The organism is Sphingobium lactosutens DS20 (assembly GCF_000445105.1).
GTDB classification, from domain to species: Bacteria; Pseudomonadota; Alphaproteobacteria; order Sphingomonadales; family Sphingomonadaceae; genus Sphingobium; species Sphingobium lactosutens.
In genome coordinates, this window is the sequence record NZ_ATDP01000090.1 from 52,623 (window position 1) to 74,013 (window position 21,391).

The 21,391-nt window shown below is 65.2% G+C and carries 21 protein-coding genes; 6 read left to right on the forward strand and 15 right to left on the reverse strand.

The features are described from left to right. Positions 1-38 precede the first annotated feature (38 nt). From feoB to RLDS_RS41070, 3 genes are all read right to left on the reverse strand, one after another. Positions 39-1,904 (reverse strand): ferrous iron transporter B, encoded by a 1,866-nt coding sequence (gene feoB, locus RLDS_RS41060; protein WP_021226245.1) that lies wholly within the window; start codon positions 1,902-1,904, stop codon positions 39-41. Further along, positions 1,901-2,185 (reverse strand): FeoA family protein, encoded by a 285-nt coding sequence (locus tag RLDS_RS41065; RefSeq protein WP_031298221.1) that lies wholly within the window; start codon positions 2,183-2,185, stop codon positions 1,901-1,903. Before RLDS_RS41065 ends, feoB begins: the two co-directional genes overlap by 4 nt. An 83-nt stretch (positions 2,186-2,268) precedes the next feature. Continuing rightward, the gene (locus RLDS_RS41070; RefSeq protein ID WP_021226247.1) at positions 2,269-2,931 is read right to left on the reverse strand and encodes a COQ9 family protein; all 663 of its coding nucleotides are present in this window, start codon (positions 2,929-2,931) and stop codon (positions 2,269-2,271) included. Positions 2,932-3,109: 178 nt separating this feature from the next. Between RLDS_RS41070 and RLDS_RS41075 the strand changes: the two genes are divergently transcribed. Beyond that, on the forward strand, positions 3,110-4,192 hold the full coding sequence (locus RLDS_RS41075; RefSeq protein ID WP_021226248.1) for an alkene reductase: 1,083 nt from the start codon (positions 3,110-3,112) through the stop codon (positions 4,190-4,192). Between the two features lie 35 nt (positions 4,193-4,227). On the opposite strand, the gene ribH is transcribed toward RLDS_RS41075, so the two are convergent. From ribH to RLDS_RS41105, 6 genes are all read right to left on the reverse strand, one after another. After that, positions 4,228-4,650, reverse strand: a complete 423-nt coding sequence (gene ribH / locus RLDS_RS41080; protein ID WP_021226249.1) for a 6,7-dimethyl-8-ribityllumazine synthase — start codon at positions 4,648-4,650, stop codon at positions 4,228-4,230. Positions 4,651-4,661: 11 nt separating this feature from the next. Beyond that, positions 4,662-5,951, reverse strand: a complete 1,290-nt coding sequence (gene ribB / locus RLDS_RS41085) for a 3,4-dihydroxy-2-butanone-4-phosphate synthase (protein ID WP_021226250.1) — start codon at positions 5,949-5,951, stop codon at positions 4,662-4,664. Between the two features lie 70 nt (positions 5,952-6,021). After that, the gene (locus RLDS_RS41090) at positions 6,022-6,636 is read right to left on the reverse strand and encodes a riboflavin synthase (RefSeq protein WP_021226251.1); all 615 of its coding nucleotides are present in this window, start codon (positions 6,634-6,636) and stop codon (positions 6,022-6,024) included. Positions 6,637-6,670: 34 nt separating this feature from the next. Next, positions 6,671-7,660: a bifunctional diaminohydroxyphosphoribosylaminopyrimidine deaminase/5-amino-6-(5-phosphoribosylamino)uracil reductase RibD gene (gene ribD / locus RLDS_RS41095; protein ID WP_269078214.1), complete on the reverse strand. Its 990-nt coding sequence runs from the start codon at positions 7,658-7,660 to the stop codon at positions 6,671-6,673. Then, positions 7,657-8,130, reverse strand: coding sequence for a hypothetical protein (locus RLDS_RS41100; protein ID WP_021226253.1), 474 nt, complete (start codon positions 8,128-8,130; stop codon positions 7,657-7,659). Before RLDS_RS41100 ends, ribD begins: the two co-directional genes overlap by 4 nt. A 94-nt stretch (positions 8,131-8,224) precedes the next feature. Next, a complete protein-coding gene (locus tag RLDS_RS41105; protein ID WP_021226254.1) occupies positions 8,225-8,938 on the reverse strand; it encodes an energy transducer TonB in 714 nt (237 codons plus the stop codon). 197 nt (positions 8,939-9,135) lie between these two features. Here RLDS_RS41105 and RLDS_RS41110 point away from each other — a divergent pair, with 197 nt between their 5' ends. After that, positions 9,136-9,738, forward strand: a complete 603-nt coding sequence (locus RLDS_RS41110; protein ID WP_021226255.1) for an EF-hand domain-containing protein — start codon at positions 9,136-9,138, stop codon at positions 9,736-9,738. 98 nt (positions 9,739-9,836) lie between these two features. On the opposite strand, the gene RLDS_RS41115 is transcribed toward RLDS_RS41110, so the two are convergent. From RLDS_RS41115 to RLDS_RS41125, 3 genes are all read right to left on the reverse strand, one after another. Then, complete coding sequence (locus tag RLDS_RS41115) at positions 9,837-11,102, reverse strand: DUF445 domain-containing protein (RefSeq protein ID WP_021226256.1); 1,266 nt, start codon at positions 11,100-11,102, stop codon at positions 9,837-9,839. An 83-nt stretch (positions 11,103-11,185) separates the two neighbouring features. Then, on the reverse strand, positions 11,186-14,353 hold the full coding sequence (locus RLDS_RS41120) for an efflux RND transporter permease subunit (protein ID WP_021226257.1): 3,168 nt from the start codon (positions 14,351-14,353) through the stop codon (positions 11,186-11,188). Between the two features lie 78 nt (positions 14,354-14,431). Further along, on the reverse strand, positions 14,432-15,601 hold the full coding sequence (locus RLDS_RS41125; RefSeq protein WP_021226258.1) for an efflux RND transporter periplasmic adaptor subunit: 1,170 nt from the start codon (positions 15,599-15,601) through the stop codon (positions 14,432-14,434). A 263-nt stretch (positions 15,602-15,864) separates the two neighbouring features. Here RLDS_RS41125 and RLDS_RS41130 point away from each other — a divergent pair, with 263 nt between their 5' ends. After that, positions 15,865-16,113: a GlsB/YeaQ/YmgE family stress response membrane protein gene (locus RLDS_RS41130; RefSeq protein ID WP_021226259.1), complete on the forward strand. Its 249-nt coding sequence runs from the start codon at positions 15,865-15,867 to the stop codon at positions 16,111-16,113. 62 nt (positions 16,114-16,175) lie between these two features. On the opposite strand, the gene RLDS_RS41135 is transcribed toward RLDS_RS41130, so the two are convergent. The 3 genes from RLDS_RS41135 to RLDS_RS41145 all read right to left on the reverse strand — a co-directional run bounded on the left by RLDS_RS41135 (position 16,176) and on the right by RLDS_RS41145 (position 17,362). Continuing rightward, on the reverse strand, positions 16,176-16,430 hold the full coding sequence (locus RLDS_RS41135) for a GlsB/YeaQ/YmgE family stress response membrane protein (protein WP_009820411.1): 255 nt from the start codon (positions 16,428-16,430) through the stop codon (positions 16,176-16,178). A 228-nt stretch (positions 16,431-16,658) separates the two neighbouring features. Beyond that, positions 16,659-16,958 (reverse strand): CtrA inhibitor SciP, encoded by a 300-nt coding sequence (gene sciP / locus RLDS_RS41140; RefSeq protein WP_009820412.1) that lies wholly within the window; start codon positions 16,956-16,958, stop codon positions 16,659-16,661. A 104-nt stretch (positions 16,959-17,062) separates the two neighbouring features. Continuing rightward, positions 17,063-17,362 carry a hypothetical protein gene (locus RLDS_RS41145; RefSeq protein ID WP_021226260.1) on the reverse strand — a complete coding sequence of 100 codons (300 nt, stop codon included), beginning with the start codon at positions 17,360-17,362 and terminating at the stop codon, positions 17,063-17,065. Positions 17,363-17,515: 153 nt separating this feature from the next. On the opposite strand from RLDS_RS41145, the gene mnmA reads away from it, so the two are divergent. The 3 genes from mnmA to hisD all read left to right on the forward strand — a co-directional run bounded on the left by mnmA (position 17,516) and on the right by hisD (position 21,315). After that, positions 17,516-18,622, forward strand: coding sequence for a tRNA 2-thiouridine(34) synthase MnmA (gene mnmA, locus RLDS_RS41150; protein ID WP_021226261.1), 1,107 nt, complete (start codon positions 17,516-17,518; stop codon positions 18,620-18,622). Between the two features lie 620 nt (positions 18,623-19,242). Then, positions 19,243-19,905: an ATP phosphoribosyltransferase gene (gene hisG / locus RLDS_RS41155; protein ID WP_021226262.1), complete on the forward strand. Its 663-nt coding sequence runs from the start codon at positions 19,243-19,245 to the stop codon at positions 19,903-19,905. Between the two features lie 120 nt (positions 19,906-20,025). Beyond that, complete coding sequence (hisD, locus tag RLDS_RS41160) at positions 20,026-21,315, forward strand: histidinol dehydrogenase (RefSeq protein WP_021226263.1); 1,290 nt, start codon at positions 20,026-20,028, stop codon at positions 21,313-21,315. Positions 21,316-21,391: the final 76 nt, after the last annotated feature.

Genomic DNA, 21,391 nt, shown 5'->3' on the forward strand with positions numbered 1-21,391 from the left:
TGTTATAGTGGCCCTGATCCGAGGGTCCAGAACAAAGGCTAGGCCAGACCCATCGCCGTGGCCGTCCAATAGGTCAGGCCCGCCGCGACATAGGCGAGCGTGAACAGATAGCCGACCATGAATAGCGGCCATTTCCACCCGTTGGTTTCCCGTCGCGTCACCGCGATGGTGGAAATACATTGCGGCGCGAAAATGAACCAGGCGAGGAAGGCGAGCGCGGTGGGGAGCGGCCACTGGCTGCTCAGCCGGTCGCCCAGGCTCTGTTCCAGCGCGGCTTCGTCATCGCCCGCGTCGATCGAATAGACGGTGGCGAGCGCCGACACCGCGACTTCGCGCGCCGCCATCGCCGGGATCAGCGCCAGCGAAATGTCGCGGTTGAAGCCGATTGGTTCCAGGACAACGTTGAGACCGCTCGCCACCCGGCCTGCAATCGAATGGTCGACCTGGCTGGCGGGATCGCCATCGGGGACGCGCGGGAAGCTGAGCAACACCCACAGGATGACGGTGGAGGTAAAAATGATCGTGCCCGCGCGCTTGAGGAAGATCACCGCGCGCTGCCACAGGCCGAGCAATATGTCCTGCGGGCGCGGCCATTGATATTTGGGCATTTCCATGAGGAAGCTGCCGCTCGCGCCCTTGGTCACGGTGAGGCGCAGCACCAGCGCCACCAGCATCGCGCCGACGATCCCCGCCAGATAGAGGCAGAAAAGGACGAAGCCCTGAAGGCCGATTCCATATCCTATGTCGCGGGCCGGGATGAAGGCGCCAATGATGACGGCATAGACCGGCAGTCGCGCCGAACAGGTCATGAGTGGCGCGATCAATATGGTGGTCAGCCGGTCCTTGGGATCGGCAATGGTACGGGTCGCCATGATGCCGGGAATGGCGCAGGCGAAGGAGGAGAGGAGCGGAATGAAGGCGCGACCCGACAGGCCGACCTTTGCCATGATGCCGTCCATCAGGAAGGCGGCGCGGACCATATAGCCGGTCGCTTCCAGCATCAGGATGAAGAAGAAGAGGATCAGGATCTGGGGCAGGAAGACGACAACCGATCCGACGCCATTGATGACGCCGTCGACCAGGAAGGAGCGCACTATGCCATCGGGAAGGCTGTCGCGCACCAGCGTGGCGGTGGCTTCGGCCAGGCCCTCGATCATGGCGATGGGCGCTTCGGACCAGGCATAGACGGCCTGGAACATGACGAACAGCAGCGCCAGCAGCAGTGCAAGGCCGGCGACCGGGTGCAGGGCCACGCGATCGACGGCGGCGGTCAGGCGGCGCGAGGGGGTTTCGCGCACGATCCCGGCGCGGGCGATGCGTCGCGCTTCCTGCCGGGTGGCGTCGAAATCGCGCTGGGGCTGGGCGGTCGCGGGATAAGGGGCGGGCGCGCCGTTCAGCAGCGCCTCCAATTCGGTGCGCAGATGATCCAACCCGCGCTTGCGTACAGCCACGGTCGCGATGACGGGCACGCCCAGTTCGCGGGACAGGGCGGCGGCGTCCAGCTCCAGCCCGTCGCGCGTGGCAAGATCCACCATGTTGAGCGCGACGATGGTGGGCAGGCCAAGCGCGATCAGTTCGAGGGCAAAGCGCAGATGATTGTCGAGATTGGCGGCGTCGACGACGATGACCAGCGCATCGGGTCGCTTTTCGCCGACCTGTTTGCCCATCACGACGTCGCGCGTCACCTGCTCGTCGGGGCTGGCCGGATCAAGGCTGTAGGTGCCGGGCAGGTCGACCAGCTCGACCGGCCGGCCATCGGCGAGCGAGAGGCGGCCCGCCTTGCGCTCCACGGTGACGCCCGGATAATTGCCCAGTTTCTGCCGCGCGCCGGTCAGCGCGTTGAACAGCGCGCTCTTGCCGGCATTGGGATTGCCGACCAGCGCGACCAGGGGCAGGGCGCTCATGCCCCGCGCTCCGACCCGAGAATCTTCGAGCCGAGAGTCTCCGGTCCCGTGCGCACGGTGACGGCGGCGGCATGGGCGCGGCGCATGGCGATGGTCATGCGACCGACACGGCAGGCGATCGGCCCGCGGCCAAGCAACCCGCCATGGTGCAGCGCCTCTACGCTCGCGCCTTCGCACAGGCCGAATTCCCGCAGCCGCTGCGCGTCGATCGCGGACAGGCTGGTCCAGTCGATCAGGTCGACATAGGCAGGTTGGCGCAGCGGCAGGTCGGTCAGGCGCAAGGAATGATCACTCATGAAACGATTTTGCGAGTGACTATCAATACCGATGCGCGATGGCCAGAGGAATCGGTGTCGGCGCGGGATCAGATGGCGGGATAGCGCAGGCGGCCGATGAAGCGCGCAAAGCTGAGCCGTTCGCCGCCGCCCGCGTTGCGGAATTTCGCCTTTGCCTTTTCAAAGCGCATCACGTCTTCGACCCGGCGCGCGAGGAAGGCACGGCTGTCGGCATGGTCGTCGCTTTCGTCATTGACGAAAACGAGCAGGGTCGAGGCGTAGACGGCCGAAAGCGTCATCCGCTTGGTATAATGGTTGAGGTCCGTGGCGGTATCGCCGACGGCCCGCCACATCGCATCAGCGGCGCGCCAGCCTAGCTTGCCGGCGTGAACGACATTGCCCGGCATGGCGAGAACGGCCAGCGCCCGGCGCAAGGCTTCCCGGTCGGGCGCAAGCAGGTCGAGCCGCGCTTCGACCAGCGCGAGGATCCTGCGGCGGATCGACAAAGCGGACAATTGCTCAGCGGGCAGTGCGTCCAGCATGGCCGCGTCGATGCTGGCGAACCAGGCGTCGATCATTCCCACAGCGCCATCAGCGAAGGCGAGCCGCGCAACATCGCCATCTATGCCCTGTTCCTGAGCGGCCATTGCCACAGCCTGGGGCCGCCAGCCGTCAAAGGCGGCGTGGCGGGGGAGGATCGGCGCCAGCAATGCGCGGATTTCATCGAGGGTGAGGTCGTCAGTGTCGCTCATGATCGCAATCTAGGACGCGCGCGCGTGGCGCACAACCATTTGCCGGGCTGTTCGTTGGGGCAGGGTTTCCGCAAAAAGGCGGCAACAAGGGTTGAAGCCGGGCGGTTCACTTCCCAATTGCCGGACCGCACCCATTATAGTTTCAATATGAAACTCGTATAGCAAGGGAGATATCTGAGTGCCCAGCCTGTTCGACCCGATCCAGCTTGGCGCGATCGCCGCGCCCAACCGCATCCTGATGGCGCCGCTGACCCGCGCCCGCGCGACCCGCGATCATGTGCCGACGCCCCTGATGGTCGATTATTATCGTCAGCGCGCTTCGGCCGGCCTCATCATCAGCGAAGCGACCGGCATTTCGCGGCAGGGATTGGGATGGCCCTATGCGCCTGGTCTTTGGAGCGAGCAGCAGGTCGAGGCGTGGAAGCCCGTGACTGACGCGGTGCATGCGGCGGGCGGTCGCATCGTTGCGCAGCTGTGGCATATGGGTCGGCTGGTGCATCCTGCGGTAACAGGCGAAACACCGGTGTCGTCCAGCCCGATCGCAGCGCCGGGCCATGCGCATACCTATGAAGGCAACAAGGATTATCCCACGCCCCGCGCGCTGGAGGTTGCCGAGATACCGCAACTTCTCGACACCTATGCCCATGCCGCCCGCAACGCGATCGCGGCCGGTTTCGACGGCGTTCAGATCCATGCCGCGAACGGTTATCTGATCGACGAATTTCTGCGCGACGGCGTCAATCAGCGCAGCGACGACTATGGCGGCAGCGCGGACAATCGCGTGCGGTTGCTGCGGGAAGTGACGGGCACCGTCGTCGACGCGATCGGCGCGGATCGGACTGCTGTGCGCTTGTCGCCCAATGGCGAGACGCAGGGCACGGACGACAGCGACCCGGCAAGCCTGTTCCCGGTGGCGGCGCAGGCGCTGGACGCTTTGGGCATCGCATTTCTGGAATTGCGCGAACTGACCCCGCAAGGCACCTATGGCAGCAGCGACGTACCGCGCCAGTCGCCGCTCATCCGCCAGCACTTCAAGGGGCCGCTGATCCTCAACAGCGATTATACCAAGGAAAGCGCGCAGGCCGCGATCGACAGCGGCGTAGCGGACGGCATCGCTTTCGGCCGCCCGTTCCTGGCCAATCCCGATCTGGTCGAGCGGCTGCGCATCTACGCGCCGCTCAACGATTGGGACCCCAAGACTTTCTACAGCCAGGGGGCGGAAGGCTATACCGACTATCCGGCGCTGGAAACGGTGGTTTAATGGTGAGGGGTTCCGGCGACGGAACCCCTTTTCACTTATGCGCCGAAGCGATCGCGCAGGGCCAGCATGGCGATGGCGGCCTTGGCCGCTTCGCCGCCCTTGTCCTTCTGATCGGGACGGGCGCGCACCAGCGCCTGTTCCTCATTCTCGACGGTCAAGATGCCGTTGCCGATGGGGATGCCATCCATGCTGAGCGCCATCAGGCCACGCGCGCTTTCGTTCGACACGACTTCGAAATGATAGGTTTCGCCGCGGATCACGACGCCGATCGCGATGAAGCCGTCATAGCGGCCGGTTTCCGCCGCCATTGCGACCGCGCCGGGGATTTCGAGCGCGCCCGGCACGGTCACGACGTCATGGCGATGCCCCTGTTCCTCCAGCGCCGCCTTGGCGCCTTCAATCAGCAGGTCATTGAGATGGTCGTAGAAGCGTGCCTCGACGATCAGGAATTTGGCCATGTCGATAATCCTTACACTGTGATCGGACGCTGCCCAACCACGGCCAGGTCATAGCCGTCAAGCGCGACCAGACTGTGCTGGCTGTTGGTCAGCAGGATCATGTCATGCACGCCGAGTTCCGCGAGCAACTGCGCGCCCACGCCATAGTCGCGCAGTTCGTCCATGTCGCCCGTAGCCGCGCCCTTTGCCGCATAGCGGGCGATGGAGGTCGACAGGAAATCGCCGGCGTCCGATCCGGCCAGCAGTACGATCAGGCCCGCGCCCTCGCGACCGATCATTTCCATCGAACGGGCCAGCAGATCGCTGCGTTTCCCCTGCGCGCCATAGATATCGTCCATCAGCGACAGCTGGTGCATGCGCACCAGCGTCGGCTGATCGGGCACGACATGGCCCTTTTGCAGCACCATCTGTTCGGTGCGGGTCGCGCGGTTGTAGAAGCTGATCGCCTTCCATTCGCCACCCCATTTGCTGGTGAAGCTGGTTTCGGCGCGCCGTTCGACCATATGGTCGTGGCGGCGGCGATAGGCGATCAGATCGCGGATCGTCCCGATCTTCATCCTGTGCTTGCGGGCGAAGGGGATGAGGTCGTCCAGCCGCGCCATGGTGCCGTCATCCTTCATCACCTCGCAGATGACACCGGAGGGATTGAGGCCGGCCAGACGCGCGACATCGACTGCCGCTTCGGTATGGCCGGTGCGCACGAGGACGCCGCCATCCTTTGCGACCAGCGGGAAGACGTGGCCGGGGGTCACGATGTCGGCGCGTCCCTTCGACCCGTCGATCGCGACGGAGATGGTGCGGGCGCGGTCGGCCGCGCTGATGCCGGTGGTGACGCCTTCGCGCGCCTCGATCGACACGGTGAAGGCGGTTTCGTGCCGGGTGCCGTTGTTGCGGCTCATCAGTTCCAGCCCCAGATGGTCGACCCGGTCGCGCGTCATGGCAAGGCAGATGAGACCGCGGCCATGAGTCGCCATGAAGTTGATCGCATCGGGCGTCGCCATTTGCGCGGGGATGACGAGGTCGCCTTCATTTTCCCGGTCTTCGTCATCGACCAGGATGAACATGCGGCCGTTGCGCGCTTCGTTGATGATCTCTTCGGGACTCGCGAGCGCGGTGCCGCCTTCGCGCTTCAGCAGATAGGCTTCCAGCTTGCCCAGCGTCTCGGCGGTCGGGTTCCAGTCGGCTTCGCCCAGCTTGCGCAGGGAATTGGCATGAAGGCCGGCCGCGCGGGCTAGACCGGAGCGGGACATGCCGCCTTCATTGACGAGGTTGCGGACGGTATCGAGCAGGGCAGACGACATGGCAGGACTCCAATCCCTATTTTGGGATGGCGACCATATCACATTGCAATGTGATAAAATCAAGCCTCGATCACATCATTCCCGAGCGCAGCGTCTGCATCCGGTCGAGATAGCGCGCCAGAACGTCGATCTCGAGATTGAAGGCGCGACCATCTTCCAGTTTGTCGAGGGTCGTGGCGGCGGCGGTGTGGGGGATGATGTTGAGCCCGAAATCCACGCTGCCGTCGGGCCGATCCTCCACGCTGTTGACGGTCAGCGAGATGCCGTCGACGGTGATCGATCCCTTGGTGGCCAGCGCGGTCGCGAGCTGCTGCGGCGCGCGGATGACGAGGCGGATCGAATCGCCCTCCGACTGTGCGGATACAAGATGGCCCACGGCATCGACATGGCCGGTGACGATATGGCCCCCCAATTCATCGCCGACCTTGAGCGCGCGCTCCAGGTTGAGCCGGCCGCCCTCCCGCCAAAGCCCCGGCGCGGTGCGCGCGACGGTTTCGGCCGACAGGTCGACCGCGAACCAGTCGTCGCCCTTGTCCACCACGGTGAGGCACGCGCCAGAACAGGCGATCGACGCGCCGATCGCGACGCTGTCCATCGCATAGCCGCAGCCGATGACGAGCCGCAGGTCGCCGCGCTGCTCATGGGCGCGGATGGTGCCGATGTCGGTGATGATGCCGGTGAACATATGCCTTGCCCCGCTACGCAGAATGGAAGGTCGCTTAGGCGCTGCGAACCCGCTCGTAAACCTCCAGCCGGTCGACGCCCAGCGTGCGGTCGTCGGTCAGCCGCCAGCGACCATGCGCCTGGGCGAGGTCGCCAAGGCCGATGTCGCCGATGCCGGCCAGCCCGTCGCCGATGAGGATGGGTGCGCGATAGAGCAGCAGCCGGTCAACAAGGTCGGCGTGCAGAAAGGCCGCCGCCGCGCCCGCGCCCCCTTCGACCAGCAGATGATCGACGCGGTCGAGCGCGGCGATCGCCCCCGGCGCGCCGACCCGGTCCCACCCATCGGGCGTTGATCCGCGCGTCAAAAGGAGGCGGCGAGGCGTGCGATCCGCCAGGCCCGGCAGACGCACGTCGAGGCGCGGCGCGTCGGCGCGCAATGTGCCGCCGCCCACCAGGATTGCGTCATGCCGCGCGCGTTCCAGATGCGCATGGGCGCGCGCCTGGGGACCGGTGATCCAGCGGCTCGCCCCATTGGCGAGCGCTATGCGCCCGTCGAGCGACAGGCCGAGTTTCAGCGTCACATGCGGCCGGCCGAGCGTTTGCCGCAGGACGAAGCCTGCCATGGCGGCGGCTGCCTCATCCGCCATCAGCCCCATGTCAACGGCCACGCCCCGGTCGCGCAGCCAGGCCGCGCCCTGGCCATTCGTTCGGGGATCAGGATCGCGCAGCGCGATGACGACGCGCGCGACACCCGCACGCGACAGCAGGTCGGCGCAGCGCGGGCCGCGCGGGCTGAGGTGGAAACAGGGTTCCAGCGTTACATAGGCGGTGGCGCCGCGCGCTTGTTCCATCGCCTGGTCGAGCGCCTGCGCTTCGGCATGGGGGCGGCCGCCTTTTTGCGTCCAGCCGCGCCCCACGACGCGACCGTCATGCACGATCAGGCAACCGACATTGGGATTGGGGGTGGAAAGCCCGCGACCGCGTCGCGACAACGCGATCGCCGCAGCCATGTAGCGCCGGTCATCGGCGGGAGCGGGCGGTTTCAGGGGCGGGCAACCCCCGCCGCGCCAGGTGTGGCCGGCGCAGCCTTCTCGCTCGATTCGGCCTTCACCAGCCGGTCGTCGAGCAATTCGTTGATCGCCTTGACCGCCTGCTTGCGCTCGGCGGTGTTGCGCTTTTCCTCCTCGCGCCATTCGATGCCGAAGGCGTCGGCATAGCCCTGCATCCGCTTCTGCTGTCGCACCAGTGCCGCTTCGCGCTTGGCGAAGTCGATCTTCTGCTGGAGGATGATCGCGGCGTCGGACCGGTTGGCATCCCAGCTTTCGACATATATGATCTTGTTGCGGGTCGGCATGGTGTTGGTGTTCGCGTCGATCACGAAGGTCCAGATGATGACCCAGGTGATCGCCACCGACAGGCCGAGCAGCGGCCATTTATGCTGCCGCTGCTGCCGGAAATAGCTCCAGAAATCGCCAAGCGCATTCTTGGGGGAGACGGGACGGGGAAAGATCGCCATGGTCTTCCTATACGCCAAGGGCGGGACGGATGCAAAAACTGTCCGTCAGGGCGTGACGCCGGGCCCCGCGCGACGAGGTGGGGCCCGGCGGCGTTTAGCGATCGGTCAGGGTGAAGCGCACCGTCAGTATTTTGGTCGATGCCACGGGCGCGCCGTCGCGGGTCGCGGGACGGAAACGCCAGGCGCGCAATGCGTGGCGCTGTGTCGCGAGCCAGAAGCTGTCGTCGCTTGCCTCGATCCTTTCGATATCCGTCACCCGGCCCTGCGCGTTGATGGTGATGCGGACGGTGACGGTCCCTTCCTTTTGCTGGCGAATCATCGCGCCGGGATAGTCGGGCTGAAATGTCGGCAGCGCACGCGGATCGATGGTCGCCTGCGTCAGCACCGGTTCGGGCAAGGCGGGCGGCGGCGGCAGGACGGGCGGTAATGGAATGCGCGCATCGCCCGGCCCGGCATTGCCGATCAGTCCGCTGTCGGCCGGCGGCAGAGGAATGATGGTGTCAGGCGCGGTTGGTTGCTTTGGCAGCGGTCGGTTGGGCAAGGCGGCGTCAGGGGCAGGATCGACCTGGTCCACGGGCGGGGGCGGCGGATCGGGCGGCACGGCGTAGGTGTCGATCGGCGGGGCGGGGTTGAAACGATCGATCACCTCCCTGGGGATCAGCAGGAAAGCGGCGACCACCAGGGCATGGACCGCGACCGTGCCGCCCAATGCCAGGGGGGACTTGCGCTCTGCCCCATAGCGCAGGGACGCACCGTTGCTCTGTTCCATCATCGTCTGCGCTGATTTTGCCGTCATCATGAGTCGCATCACTGGCTCCTCTTTATCAGTTGCATCCTCTTCCGCCGGGTTCTGACCCGTGCCAAGAGAAATGATACAACATCAAATGATGATATGTTGCAACATTATTCTTCTGAGCCTGCAACATTCAGGCTGCAACGGGACATATGACGGCAAAGCCTCTGTGCGAGGCGGTGGCGCATCATGGATCATCGCCAGGAGCCATCATGCGTTTGCCAGTTATCCTTCTTGCCACCGGACTGATCGCGCCGTCCGTCGCCATCGCGCAGCCGCCGGGCGATGCCGGCGGTCCGTGGGCTGCGGATAGCGATCAGGACGGGCAGATCACGCGGGAGGAAATGCGCGCCTATATGGAGCGCCGCTTCAGCCTGATGGATCCGGACGGCGACGGGCTGGTCCCGGCACAGGCGATGCAGAAGATGCTGGGGCATGAGCGGCAAGCGCGGCCTGCTGCAAAGCCCGGCCCAGGCGCCGCGCGGGGCGCACGTGGTCCGGGCGGCGGACCGGATGGCGATGGCGGTCGAGGTGGCCCAGGCGGGGCAGGTGGCCCGCCCCCTGGCGGCGAACCGCCACGCGGGAACAGGGTGGATGCCGGCCCGCCGCCGCCCCCGCCCGGGCGCGCCATGCCCTGGCCCGAAGACAGCAATGATGACGGCCAGATATCGCGGGACGAATTTCTCGCGCCTGCGCTCGCCCTGTTCAGCGATGAGGACCAGAATGGCGATGGCGTGCTGAGCGCGGAGGAATTGCCGCCACCCCCGCTGCAGGGCGAAGCACCCGACCAGCGGGCCGCGCCGCCCACCGACTGATTTTCGGTTCGATCAGGGACCGCCGCCTGACTCTCTCCTCTGCGCGGCCGGTCCCGCCGGGGCGCACCGATTGGCCCGGTGCGTCCCGGCTCCGTTCGTCACAGCAGCGTGTCGATGGCGTGAATGGCAAGGCCGACCAGACCGCCGACCAGCGTGCCGTTTATGCGGATATATTGCAGGTCGCGTCCGACCGCATGTTCAAGGCGGGTGGTGACGGTGCCCGCATCCCATCCGCGCACCGTATCGCTGACGAGGCGCACAATCGCATCGCCATAGCTGGCGGTCGCGCCCACCGCCGCGCGCCGCACGAAGCGATTGATGACGAGCCGCAGCCGCGCTTCCTGTTGCAAGGTGCCGCCCAGCGCGCGCAGCGCCTCGCCCAGCCGTCCGGCCATGGCGCGACCGGGATCGCGCACCGCGCGCAGCAAGCCGGCGCGCGCCTGTTCCCACAAGCCGTCGATCCAGCGCTGCATCGCCGGATTGTCGAGGATTTCGTCGCGGATGCCCGCGACCTTTGCCTGCATGTCCAGGTCATATTGCAGGTCGAAGGCGAGCTTGGCCATGCCCTCCTCCGCCTTCAGCCGCAGCGGATGGCCGGGGTCCTGCGCCATTTCGGCGAGCAGCTTGCGCAGGCCCGACAGGATGGCGTCGGCCAGATTTTCGTCCAGCCCGGTCCAGCGCAGCACCTTGCCCGCGCGGTCATGCACCATCTGGCGGATGAGATGCTCGTTCGCTTCGAGCGTGCGGTCGGCCCAGTGGATGATGCCATCCATGACCGGGCCGTGGCGGCCGTCGCGCATCGCCGCCTCGATCGCCTGACCGGCGAGCGGCGCGATATTGATGGCGCGCAGCCGCTGGCCGATCGCGCCCTTGACCATGCCGCCCAGCCGTTCCTGGTCGAGCGCTTCCAATATGTCCGCGATCAGGCGCGATGCGCCCTCCCGCAGTCGACCGTCGCCGCCCGACGGGCTGGCCAGGAAGCGACCGGCCGCCGCGGCCACGTCCATATGCTGCATCCGCCGCGCGACGACGGCGGGGGTGAGGAAATTGTCGCGCAGGAAGATGGCGAGCGTGTCGCCGATCCGGTCCTTGTTGCGCGGGATGATCGCGGTGTGCGGAATGGGGAGGCCGAGCGGGTGGCGGAACAGGGCCGTCACCGCGAACCAGTCCGCCAGGCCGCCCACCATCGCGGCTTCGGCAAAGGCCTGGACGAAGCCGATTGCGGGATGAAGATGGACGGTCGCGCGCGCAAGGATGAACAGCAGCGCCATCGCGACCAGCATGCCCGTCGCCATGATCCGCATGCGCCGCGCCGGATGGGAAGCAGGGGCCAGTGGGGGGCGGGGCGCGGCGAGCAGCTTCATGGGCGGGAAACGGTTACGCGCCCGTTTCGTTCAGGCAAGCCTCTCTTTTGGTCCAAGAGTCACTGCCGCCTGGCCGGCCGCGCTCATTCGGCGGGCGCATGGCCCGGCACCGGCCGCCCGTCATCACCGGGCTTGTAGGTCAGCAGGCCACGGCCGAGGCGCGGACCGACCCAGCTTTCAAGACCAATCGCCAGGCTGAACACCGCCGGCACGATGACCAGCGTCAGGATGGTCGACAGGATAAGGCCGCCGATCACGGTGATGCCCATGGGCGCGCGCCAGGCCGCATCGCCCGACAGCGACAGGGCGGTGGGCACCATGCCCGCGACCATGGCGACCGTGGTCATGACGATCGGCTGGGCGCGCTTGTGGCCGGCGTCGATGATTGCTTCCTTCTTGGGCACGCCCTTTTCCATTTCCTCGAGCGCGAAGTCGATGACGAGGATGGAGTTCTTTGCAACGATCCCCAGCAGCATCAGCAGGCCGATGAAGACGGGCATCGACAGCGGTTGCCCAGCGACATGCAGCGCCAGCGCCCCGCCAAGCGGCGCCAGCAACAGCGAGCCAAGGTTGACGAAGGGCGGCATGATCCGTTTGTACAGCAGGACCAGCACAGCGAGCACCAGCAACACGCCAGAAAAGACGGCGATCACGAAATTCTGAAGCATTTCCAGCTGCCATTTGGCGTCGCCCGCATTGATTTTCTGCACGCCCTGAATGCGGCCTTCGTTGATCGCCTTCATCGTCGGCAGTGCGTTGATTTTCGTCATCGCCTGGCTGGTGACGAGGCCGGGGGCGAGGTCGGCGCCGACGACGATGCGGCGGATCTGGTTGTAGCGGCGAATCTGGGTTGGGCCGGCGCCAAAGCTGATATTGGCCACTACGCGCAGCGGCACGGTGCCGCCCGACACGGTGGGGACGGGCATGTTCTGAATCGTCGACAGGTCGCGCCGGCTGTCTTCGGAAAGGGACACGCGGATCGGGATCTGGCGGTCCGACAGCGAGAATTTGGCGACATTCTGGTCGATATCGCCGATCGTGGCGATACGGATCGACTGGCTGAGTGCCGCCGTCGTCACGCCCATGCTGGCGGCGAGGTCCATGCGCGGCTTGATGATGATTTCGGGCCGCTGCATGTCGCCCTGGACGCGCGGGTCGCGCAGTTCCTTGAGGCCCTTCATTTCCCCGACCAGCTTGTTGGCGGTGCGTTCCAGCAGCGCCGGATCGTCCGATCCGAACATCATGATGACGTCGCGACCAAAGCCGCCGCCTGATTGCGACTGGAAATTGACGCGCGCGTCGGCGATCGTCTGGAATTTGGGCGCGACCTTGCGTTCCCATTCCACCGACGTCATCGGCCGGTCTTTCTTGAGCGTCAGGAAAATATCGGCGCTGGTGGGATTGATGTCGGCAAAGGCGGCTTCGACCGTCTGCGTGTCGGCCGCCAGCATGTCGGCGACCTTGCGCGTGATCGCGGTGGTCTGTTCCAGCGTGCTGCCCGGCACGGTTTCGATCTTCACCTGGCTGAAATCGGTGTTGATCGTCGGCTGGAACGTCATGGGCAACGTGGCGAAGGCGGCGATCGTGGCGATGAAGGCCAGGATGCCCGCGCCTAGCGTCCAGACGCGGTGGTCGGTGAAAAAGCCCGCCAGGTGATTGCGCACGCCGCCACGCGCGTGGCGCGCCTTGGCCCTGCGGTCTTCGAGCGACCAGCGCAGCACGCCCATATAGCGGTCCATCATCCAGCCTTCGCCATGGCTCGCTTCACCATGGGCCTTGAGGAAATAGGCCGCGACCATGGGGGTGATAAGCCGCGCCACGGCAAGGCTCATCAGCACCGACACGACCACGGTCATGCCGAACTGAATGAAGAACTGGCCGGCAAGGCCCGGCATCAACGCGACGGGCAGGAAGACTGCGACAATCGCCATGGTGGTGGCCAGCACGGCGAGGCCGATCTCGTCCGCAGCGTCGATCGACGCCTGATAGGCGGATTTGCCCATGCGCATGTGGCGCACGATATTTTCGATCTCCACGATCGCGTCATCGACCAGCACGCCCGCGACCAGGCTCAATGCCAGCAGCGAGATGCCGTTCAGCGTAAAGCCCATCATGTCCATGAACCAGAAGGACGGGATGGCCGACAGAGGAATGGCCAGCGCGGAAATCATCGTCGCGCGCCAGTCGCGCAGGAACAGGAAGACGATGACGACAGCGAGCACCGCGCCTTCGATCATCGCCGACATGGCGCTGTGATACTGACCGCGCGTATATTCGACGCTGCTGTAAAGCTGCTTGTACTGGACCTTGGGATTTTCCTTTTTCAGCTGGTCCAGCACCTTCATCGCTTCGTCATAAACGGTGACGTCCGAAGACCCCTTGGCCTTGGCGATGCTGAAGCTTGTCACCTGACGGCCGTTCATCAACGACAGGCTGCGCTGTTCGGCATACATGTCGCGCACGGTGGCAAGGTCGGCGAGCTTGACGGTACGGCCGCCGGAAATGGCGATCTGGGTTTCGCCCAGCGCGGTGGCGTTGCGGGCGTTGCCCAGCACGCGGATCGATTGTTCGGCGCCCGCGATTTCGGTGCGGCCGCCCGCCGAATTGATGTTCACCTGTTGCAGTTGCGCATTCACCTGCGCGGCGGTGATGCCATAGGCCTGGAGCTTGGCGGGATCGAGGATCACGCGGATTTCGCGGCTGACGCCGCCGCCGCGATTGACCGCCGCCATGCCGCTGATGCTCAGCAGGCGCTTGGCGATGGTGTTGTCCACATACCAGGACAGTTCCTCCAGCGTCATGTCGGTCGCTTCGGCGCTGAAATAGGCGATTGGGCCGCCATCCACGTCGATGCGCTGGACCTGTGGTTCCAATATGCCCTGTGGCAGGTCGCTGCGGATCTGATCAACGGCATTCTTGACGTCGTTGACCGCGCGGTCGACCGGGGTGCCGATCTGGAACTGGACGTTGGTGAGCGACTGGCCTTCGGACGCGAAGGAGGTGATGTCCTCCACCCCGCTGATGCCTCGGACGGCAGCCTCGACGCGCTGCGTGACCTGGGTTTCCAGCTCGGTCGGTGCGGCGCCCGGCTGGACGACGGTGACGCTGACCATGGGGAAGCTGACGTCGGGATTCTGGTTCACGTCCATCCGCATGAAGCTGACGACGCCCGCCAGCACCAGGGCGGCGAACAGCACCAGCGGCGTCACCGGATTACGGATCGACCATGCGGAAATGTTGCGAAAGTTCATGACGCGCTTCCTTCACCGACCGCCAACCTTGGCGATCGCCTTGTCTGTCCTTGCCGGGCCGAGATCGACCCTGTCGCCTCAGCGACCCTTCGCCAGTTCCGGCTTCACCTTCTGCCCCGGCGTCAGGAAGGCGCCGGCCGAGGTCACGATCTTTTCAGCGCCTGTGATGCCGCTGGTGATGGCGACGCCCTCATCGGACACCTGACCCACCGTGACATTGCGCCGTTCGACCTGATTCTTGCCATTGACGATGTAGACGAAACTGCCCTTGGGATCGCTCTGCACCGCCGATTCCGGCAGCAGCGGGGCGCTGCCCGATCCGCTGGTGATCGTGGCGGAGGCAAAGCCGCCCGGGCGGACCGCCTTGCTGTAGGGAATGGCGATGCGCGCGATGCCCTGGCGCGTCTGGGGATCGACCACGGGCGACACCTGCCAGACGCGACCCGTCAGCTGCACATCGCTGCCAATGGGGGTGATGACGGCGCTGTTGCCGGGACGCAGCGTTGCGAGGTCACCCTCCGCGACCTGCGCCTGCATTTCCATCTCGCCGCCCTTGGCCATGCGGAACAGCACGCCGCTGCCCGCCTGCACGATCTGGCCCGGCTCGACCGACCGTGTCAGCACCAGTCCGGCGGCCGGCGCGCGAATATCCAGTCGGCCCGTGCGCGCGCGTTGTTCGGCCAGCTGCGCCTGGGCGACGCGCACGCGCGCCTCCGCCTGGTCGCGGGTGGCGGTGCGCTGGTCGATGTCGGCGGCGCTGATGAAGCCGCGGCCGACCAGCGCCTTGGCGCGATCAAGCTGCGCCTGGGCGAGCTTGGCGTCGGCGCGGGCGACCTCGACCTGCGCCGCGAGCGAGCGCACCTGTTCGCTCTGCACCGACCGTTCGATCGTCGCGAGCGTCTGGCCCGCCTTCACCCAGTCGCCCGGCTGCACCAGAACGCGGCTGACCATGCCGCCTTCGCCCACGACGCCGACCGGCATGTCGACGCGCGCGGCGAGCGAGCCCGTCGCGCGCACGGTCCGGGCGACCGTCGACTGGCCGGGGCTGGTGACGGTGACGACCGGCGCGACCGCGCCCGGCGCAGGCGTCGCGGCAGGATCACCGCCGCGCATCGAAATGGCGGCGGCGACCGCGATCAGCGCAACGACGACACCAGCGCCGATGATGAGCTTCTTCCTGCTGCGGCGCCGATCATCCCCGTCCATGATGATTGCCGAGTCGCCCAGCAGCTGGGTTTCGTAGTTCATGCCGATTCCATCTCTCCGGCGCTTTGCCCCTGTTGGCGACTGTGTTATATGAATATATCACCTGCCTCAAGCCCATTTATCATGGGGGCAGGGGAGAGGGCAAAGCGATAATGTGACCGTCCGGCCAGACCCGATCGGGCCTTTCGTCATGGCGACGCCATAGCACGGGCTGGACCGTTTCGATAGCGCATCGACTTGCCAACCGCGCGCTTTTGTGGCGCTATCCGCGCGGGTCGCATATTCAGGCATGAGGGGAGTGCGTCATGGACGTGCTGGGGTGGATTGTCATCGGCCTACTTGCGGGCGTGGTGGCGGGTTTCCGGATGCCGGCGCGCGATCCGGGCGGTCATGTGGTGAGGATTTTGCTGGGGATCGCGGGCGCGTTGCTGGGAGGCTTCATGGGAAGACTGATGGGGCTTTACGGCGCGGATCAGAGAGCGGGTTTTATTGCGGCTTTAATGGGATCGGCGGCGATCTTGATATTGTATCGGCTGACTATCGCCCGGCGTTAAGCGCACGCAAAAAAGGCCGCGCCCGGCGGGCGCGGCCTTTTAGGATTAAGGCGCTTTCGCGCTTAGCGCATCGAGCCGCGACGCACCAGGTTGACGATCGCCAGCAGGATGATCGCGCCGACCAGCGACACGAGGAAGCTGTAGACGGTCAGGCCGTCATTGATCGAACCGCCGCTGAAGATCAGGCCGCCGATGAACGCGCCGACGATGCCGACGACAATATTGAGCAATATGCCCTGCTGGGCGTCCGTGCGCATGACCATGCTGGCAAGCCAGCCGATGATGCCGCCGACGATCAGCCACAAGATGATTCCCATGTTACTCTCCTTGACCAGGCCCCCATCGGGTTGGGTGCCTATTCAACGGAGCAAGGGGCATCGCGTTCCATTACGCAAAAATGATTCCGGGGTTGAAACCATCTTGGCTTTGCGCCCGTTGGAGCAGGTTTTTTTGCGCACCAACGAAAAGAAGCCGCCGGAGCGCGCCGGCGGCTTCAAGGATAAGCTGTCGTCCTTGCCGCAGGGGCGGCGATCAGCCGGGGGAGGTCAGTATTTCTGCTGCCGCTCGTAGAGCGACTTATAATATTGGATGCGCGTCACGCGCAGGCCGTGCATGCCCGACCGGTCGACCGCGCGCTGCCAGCCGGCAAATTCCTCCAGCGTCAGATTGTAGCGGGCGCAGGCCTCATCCACGCTGAGCAGGCCACCATTGACGGCGGCGACCACTTCGGCCTTGCGCCGCACCACCCATCGCGTCGTGTCGCGCGGCGGCAGGCTGTCGAGCGTCAGCGGCTCTCCGAGCGGACCGACGACCTGGGCTGGCCTGATTTTCTGGTTCTCGATCATTCTTACCTCAATTTGCGGCGCTGGCCTTGCCGAACTCTGCCGTGAAACCCTGTTATCTCCATCAGCCCTGAACAGGGGCTAAAGCGCGAAGGTAAACACCGGCTTCATTCCTCCTGTCCCCTTGTCAGACGACCTGCGACCACCGGGTTGAAACTGCCCGACAATCGCTCGGCTTCGATCATGCCGCCGGGACGTGGCGCAAAAATATTCGCCAGTCCCTGGACCCAATCATCGCCTCCATCCTGCCCCCGCAGGCTTCCCGCCACGGCCTTGGCGGTAGGGCTGGCCGCCTGGGCCGCCGCGGTGGCGGCGCGCAGGAAGGGCCAGACCGGCACGCGGGGCCAGCCGGTCACTCTGGCGTTGGCGGGTGTCAGCCCGCCTGCCCGGAGGAAACTCAAGTCCATGGAGGATGCTTGTAGCGGGCAATGGATAATCGAGAGTAAACCCGGCCAACGCTTCACCCCGTTCTGGGAGTCATTCTGGCGGCAAAACGAAGAAAGCCCGTCATATTTCGTTAACTTTTGCGCCTTGCCGCGCTTGGCCCTATATGCGCGCCCATGCAGCCAGAGTTTCAGCTTCCCCCGCCGCTCGATCAGCGGCGCATCGTCGTCGCCATGTCCGGCGGCGTGGACAGCAGCGTGGTCGCCGCGCTCGCGGCCAGGACCGGCGCGGAGGTGATCGGCGTCACGCTTCAGCTATACGACCATGGCGCGGCGGTCGGCCGCACGGGCAGCTGCTGCGCGGGGCAGGATATCCGCGACGCGCGCGCGGTCGCCGACCGCATCGGCATTGCCCATTATGTCTTTGATTATGAAAGCCGGTTTCGCGACTCGGTGATTGCCGACTTTGCCGATGAATATATGGCCGGGCGCACGCCTATCCCGTGCGTCAAATGCAATATGGGCGTGAAGTTCACCGACCTGTTCCAGATCGCGCGCGACCTGGGTGCCGATTGCCTGGCGACCGGCCATTATGTCCGCCGGGTCGAGGGCGCGGCCGGGGCGGAGCTGCACCGTGCCGCAGACCCCGCGCGCGACCAGAGCTATTTCCTGTTTGCGACGACGCAGGCGCAGCTCGACTATCTGCGCTTCCCGCTGGGCGGGCTGCCCAAAGCCCAAGTGCGCGAGATCGCCGCCGAACTCGGCCTGTCCGTCGCATTGAAGCCCGACAGCCAGGACATCTGCTTCGTGCCCGATGGCGATTACGCGAAGATCGTTCGGAAACTGCGCCCCGACGCGGATGAAGGCGGGGACATCGTCCATGTCGACGGCCGGGTAATGGGCCGGCACCGGGGGCTGATTCATTATACGGTCGGCCAGCGCAAGGGGCTGGAGATTGGCGGGCAGCCCGACCCGCTCTATGTCGTGCGGCTGGAGGCAGAAGGCTGCCGGGTGATCGTGGGGCCGAAGGCGGCGCTGGCGGTGTCGGGCGCGCTCTTATCGGATATCAACTGGCTGGGCGGCGACTTCACCGGCCCGCTGACCGCCAAGGTGCGATCGATGGCCAGGCCCGTGCCCGCGCGGCTGGAGGGCGACCGGCTGATCTTCGACGCGCCGGAATATGGCGTCGCGCCGGGGCAGGCGGCGGTCCTTTACGCCGGCGACCGCGTGCTGGGCGGCGGCTGGATCGCCAGCACGCAAGGCGCGATGGCGCAGGCGGCCTGACTCATTTTCAAAAACCTTCTACTTATCCTCAAATATTATTTTTGGCCCTATCACAAATTAGGATAGGGCCAAAAGCTGGCTTAGTTATAGTAGTAACCTGAAGGATCGAAATCCTGGCCTGTGGGTGGGTCGCCTTCGCCCCGGTAAACTTGGGCGTAGCATGTGTTCTCAGAATAATTCATGGAAAATCCACGAGATCGATACAGATCTACGCATTGCGCATACTCAGCATCCATCCTCTCCCATTGGGTAGTCGTCTGAGCGTGTAGAGGCGATGCAACCACTGGTGTTATCAATGCAATTGAGAACATAAAAGTCCGTATCACTCTCATTTGTGATCTCCATTTGATTGCAAATGCAGTAAAATATTTAAAATATGAAATTAGTGATTACATAAATAGTTATTTATATCTTAACTATTTAGTGCGCAATCTTTAGATAAATTTCGGTAAATTTTGATGGAGATAAATATACCGAAATGACGCAGATGTTTCATTTTGGTGGTTTTCGCTCACTGCATGATTTTTTGAGGTGTGCGAAAGCTCGGTCTGAATTTCAGGGCAACTGCTATTTCCCCCAACCTTGCCCTTTCCTGCCCTCGCGCGTAAGGCGCGGCGGTCATGACTCGTTCGCTCACTTTCGCCATTCCCAAGGGGCGCATCCTCGATGAGGCGCTGCCTTTGCTTGCCAGGGCCGGTATCGAGCCGGAGGCGGAATTCCATGACAAGAAGAGCCGGGCGCTGCGCTTCGCCACCAATCGGGCGGACGTGTCGATCATCCGCGTGCGCGCCTTCGACGTCGCGACCTTCGTCGCGCATGGCGCGGCGCAGATCGGCATCGTGGGATCCGACGTGGTGGAGGAGTTCGGCTATTCCGAATTGTACGCGCCGGTCGACCTCGATATCGGCCATTGCCGCCTGTCGGTCGCCGAGCCGGCAGGCTTGGCCGATGAAGATCCGGCGGCGATGAGCCATGTGCGCGTCGCGACCAAATATCCGCACCTGACCCGCCGCTATTATGAGGCGCGCGGGCTTCAGGCCGAATGCGTGAAGCTGAATGGCGCGATGGAGCTGGCGCCTTCGCTCGGCCTGTCGCGCCGGATCGTCGACCTGGTGTCGTCGGGCGCGACGCTGAAAGCCAATGGCCTTGTCGAAACCGACATCATCATGCCGATTTCGGCGCGGCTGATCGTCAACCGCGCCGCGTACAAGATGCGGTCGGCCGACCTGGTGCCGCTGGTCGAAGCCTTCCGCGCCGCCGTGGGGGTGAAGGATGCGGCATGATATCTATTTTCGTCATTCCCGCGAAGGCGGGAACCCATCTCCCAACCTTGCATCAAGTGCGATGCTGGAGAGATGGATCCCCGCCTGCGCGGGGATGACGGTTGAGGGAGAGGCGCGCGCATGACCCTGCGCCTTTCCACCACGGATGCGGATTTTCCGGCCACCTTCACCGCGCTGGTCGATGCGCGGCGGGAAGCGGATGAGGATGTGTCGCGTGATGTGACCGCAATCCTCAAGGCCGTGCGCGCGGGCGGCGACGCGGTGCTGGCCGACTATACGCAGCGGTTCGACCGGCATGACCTGAATGTCAGCGGCTGGTCGGTGACGGCGGCGGAGACACGCGCCGCGCTCGACGGGATTTCCACCGAGCTTCGCGACGCGCTGGAACTCGCGGCCGCGCGCATCGCCGCCTATCATGAAAAGCAGAAGCCGCAGGACAGCGACGGCGTGGACGCGGCGGGCGTGCGGCTGGGCGCGCGCTGGACGCCGGTGGATGCGGCCGGGCTTTATGTGCCGGGCGGGCGCGCCGCCTATCCCAGCTCGCTGCTGATGAATGTCATCCCGGCCAAGGTCGCGGGCGTCCAGCGCATCGCGATGGCGACGCCAACGCCGGGGGGCGAGATCAACCCACTCGTCCTTGCCGCCGCGCAGATCGCGGGAATCGAGGAAATCTGGCGCGTGGGCGGGGCGCAGGCGGTGGCCGCGCTCGCCTATGGCACCGATCGGATCAGGCCGGTGGACGTCATCACTGGTCCTGGCAATGCCTGGGTCGCCGAAGCCAAGCGCCAGCTGTACGGTGTGGTCGGCATCGACATGGTGGCGGGGCCGTCGGAAATCGTCGTCGTCGCCGATGGCCGCAATGATCCTGAATGGACCGCGGCCGACCTGCTCAGCCAGTCGGAACATGACCCGACCAGCCAGTCGATCCTCTTCACCGACGACGCCGCCTTTGCCGATGCCGTCGCTGCGGCGGTGGAGCGCCAGATTCCGGCGCTGTCCACCAGCGCGGTCGCGCGGACCAGCTGGGACGCCAATGGCGCGATCATCATCGTGCGCGACCTTGATGAAGCGATGCCGCTGGTCGACCGGCTGGCGCCGGAGCATCTGGAACTGGCGGTGGAGGACCCTGAACCCCTGTTCGCGCAGGTGCGCCATGCCGGATCGGTGTTCCTGGGCCGGATGACGCCCGAAGCAGTGGGCGATTATGTAGCCGGGCCAAACCATGTGCTGCCGACCGGCCGGCGCGCGCGTTTCTCCTCGGGGCTGTCTGTGCTCGATTTCATGAAGCGCACCAGCTTCCTCAGCCTTGATCGCGATGCGATCGGCGCGATCGGCCCGGCCGCCGTCGCGCTGGCGCGGGCGGAGGGGCTGCCGGCCCATGCAGCGTCCGTGGCGCTGCGTTTGTCCTGACAACCATCCCCGTTCGGTTCGAGCCTGTCGAGAACCGGAGGAACAGGGTTCTCGACAGGCTCGAACCGAACGGATT

Coding starts and splice junctions, on each gene's coding strand:
- RLDS_RS41110 (WP_021226255.1), top strand. CDS start 9,136: ATGCGTTTGCCAGTTATCCTTCTTGCCACCGGACTGATCGCGCCGTCC.
- hisG (WP_021226262.1), top strand. CDS start 19,243: ATGACTCGTTCGCTCACTTTCGCCATTCCCAAGGGGCGCATCCTCGAT.
- hisD (WP_021226263.1), top strand. CDS start 20,026: ATGACCCTGCGCCTTTCCACCACGGATGCGGATTTTCCGGCCACCTTC.
- ribB (WP_021226250.1), bottom strand. CDS start 5,951: ATGTCGTCTGCCCTGCTCGATACCGTCCGCAACCTCGTCAATGAAGGC.
- RLDS_RS41135 (WP_009820411.1), bottom strand. CDS start 16,430: ATGGGAATCATCTTGTGGCTGATCGTCGGCGGCATCATCGGCTGGCTT.
- mnmA (WP_021226261.1), top strand. CDS start 17,516: ATGCAGCCAGAGTTTCAGCTTCCCCCGCCGCTCGATCAGCGGCGCATC.
- RLDS_RS41100 (WP_021226253.1), bottom strand. CDS start 8,130: ATGGCGATCTTTCCCCGTCCCGTCTCCCCCAAGAATGCGCTTGGCGAT.
- feoB (WP_021226245.1), bottom strand. CDS start 1,904: ATGAGCGCCCTGCCCCTGGTCGCGCTGGTCGGCAATCCCAATGCCGGC.
- sciP (WP_009820412.1), bottom strand. CDS start 16,958: ATGATCGAGAACCAGAAAATCAGGCCAGCCCAGGTCGTCGGTCCGCTC.
- RLDS_RS41070 (WP_021226247.1), bottom strand. CDS start 2,931: ATGAGCGACACTGACGACCTCACCCTCGATGAAATCCGCGCATTGCTG.
- RLDS_RS41125 (WP_021226258.1), bottom strand. CDS start 15,601: ATGAACTACGAAACCCAGCTGCTGGGCGACTCGGCAATCATCATGGAC.
- RLDS_RS41115 (WP_021226256.1), bottom strand. CDS start 11,102: ATGAAGCTGCTCGCCGCGCCCCGCCCCCCACTGGCCCCTGCTTCCCAT.
- RLDS_RS41120 (WP_021226257.1), bottom strand. CDS start 14,353: ATGAACTTTCGCAACATTTCCGCATGGTCGATCCGTAATCCGGTGACG.
- RLDS_RS41145 (WP_021226260.1), bottom strand. CDS start 17,362: ATGGACTTGAGTTTCCTCCGGGCAGGCGGGCTGACACCCGCCAACGCC.
- RLDS_RS41105 (WP_021226254.1), bottom strand. CDS start 8,938: ATGCGACTCATGATGACGGCAAAATCAGCGCAGACGATGATGGAACAG.
- RLDS_RS41090 (WP_021226251.1), bottom strand. CDS start 6,636: ATGTTCACCGGCATCATCACCGACATCGGCACCATCCGCGCCCATGAG.
- ribH (WP_021226249.1), bottom strand. CDS start 4,650: ATGGCCAAATTCCTGATCGTCGAGGCACGCTTCTACGACCATCTCAAT.
- RLDS_RS41130 (WP_021226259.1), top strand. CDS start 15,865: ATGGACGTGCTGGGGTGGATTGTCATCGGCCTACTTGCGGGCGTGGTG.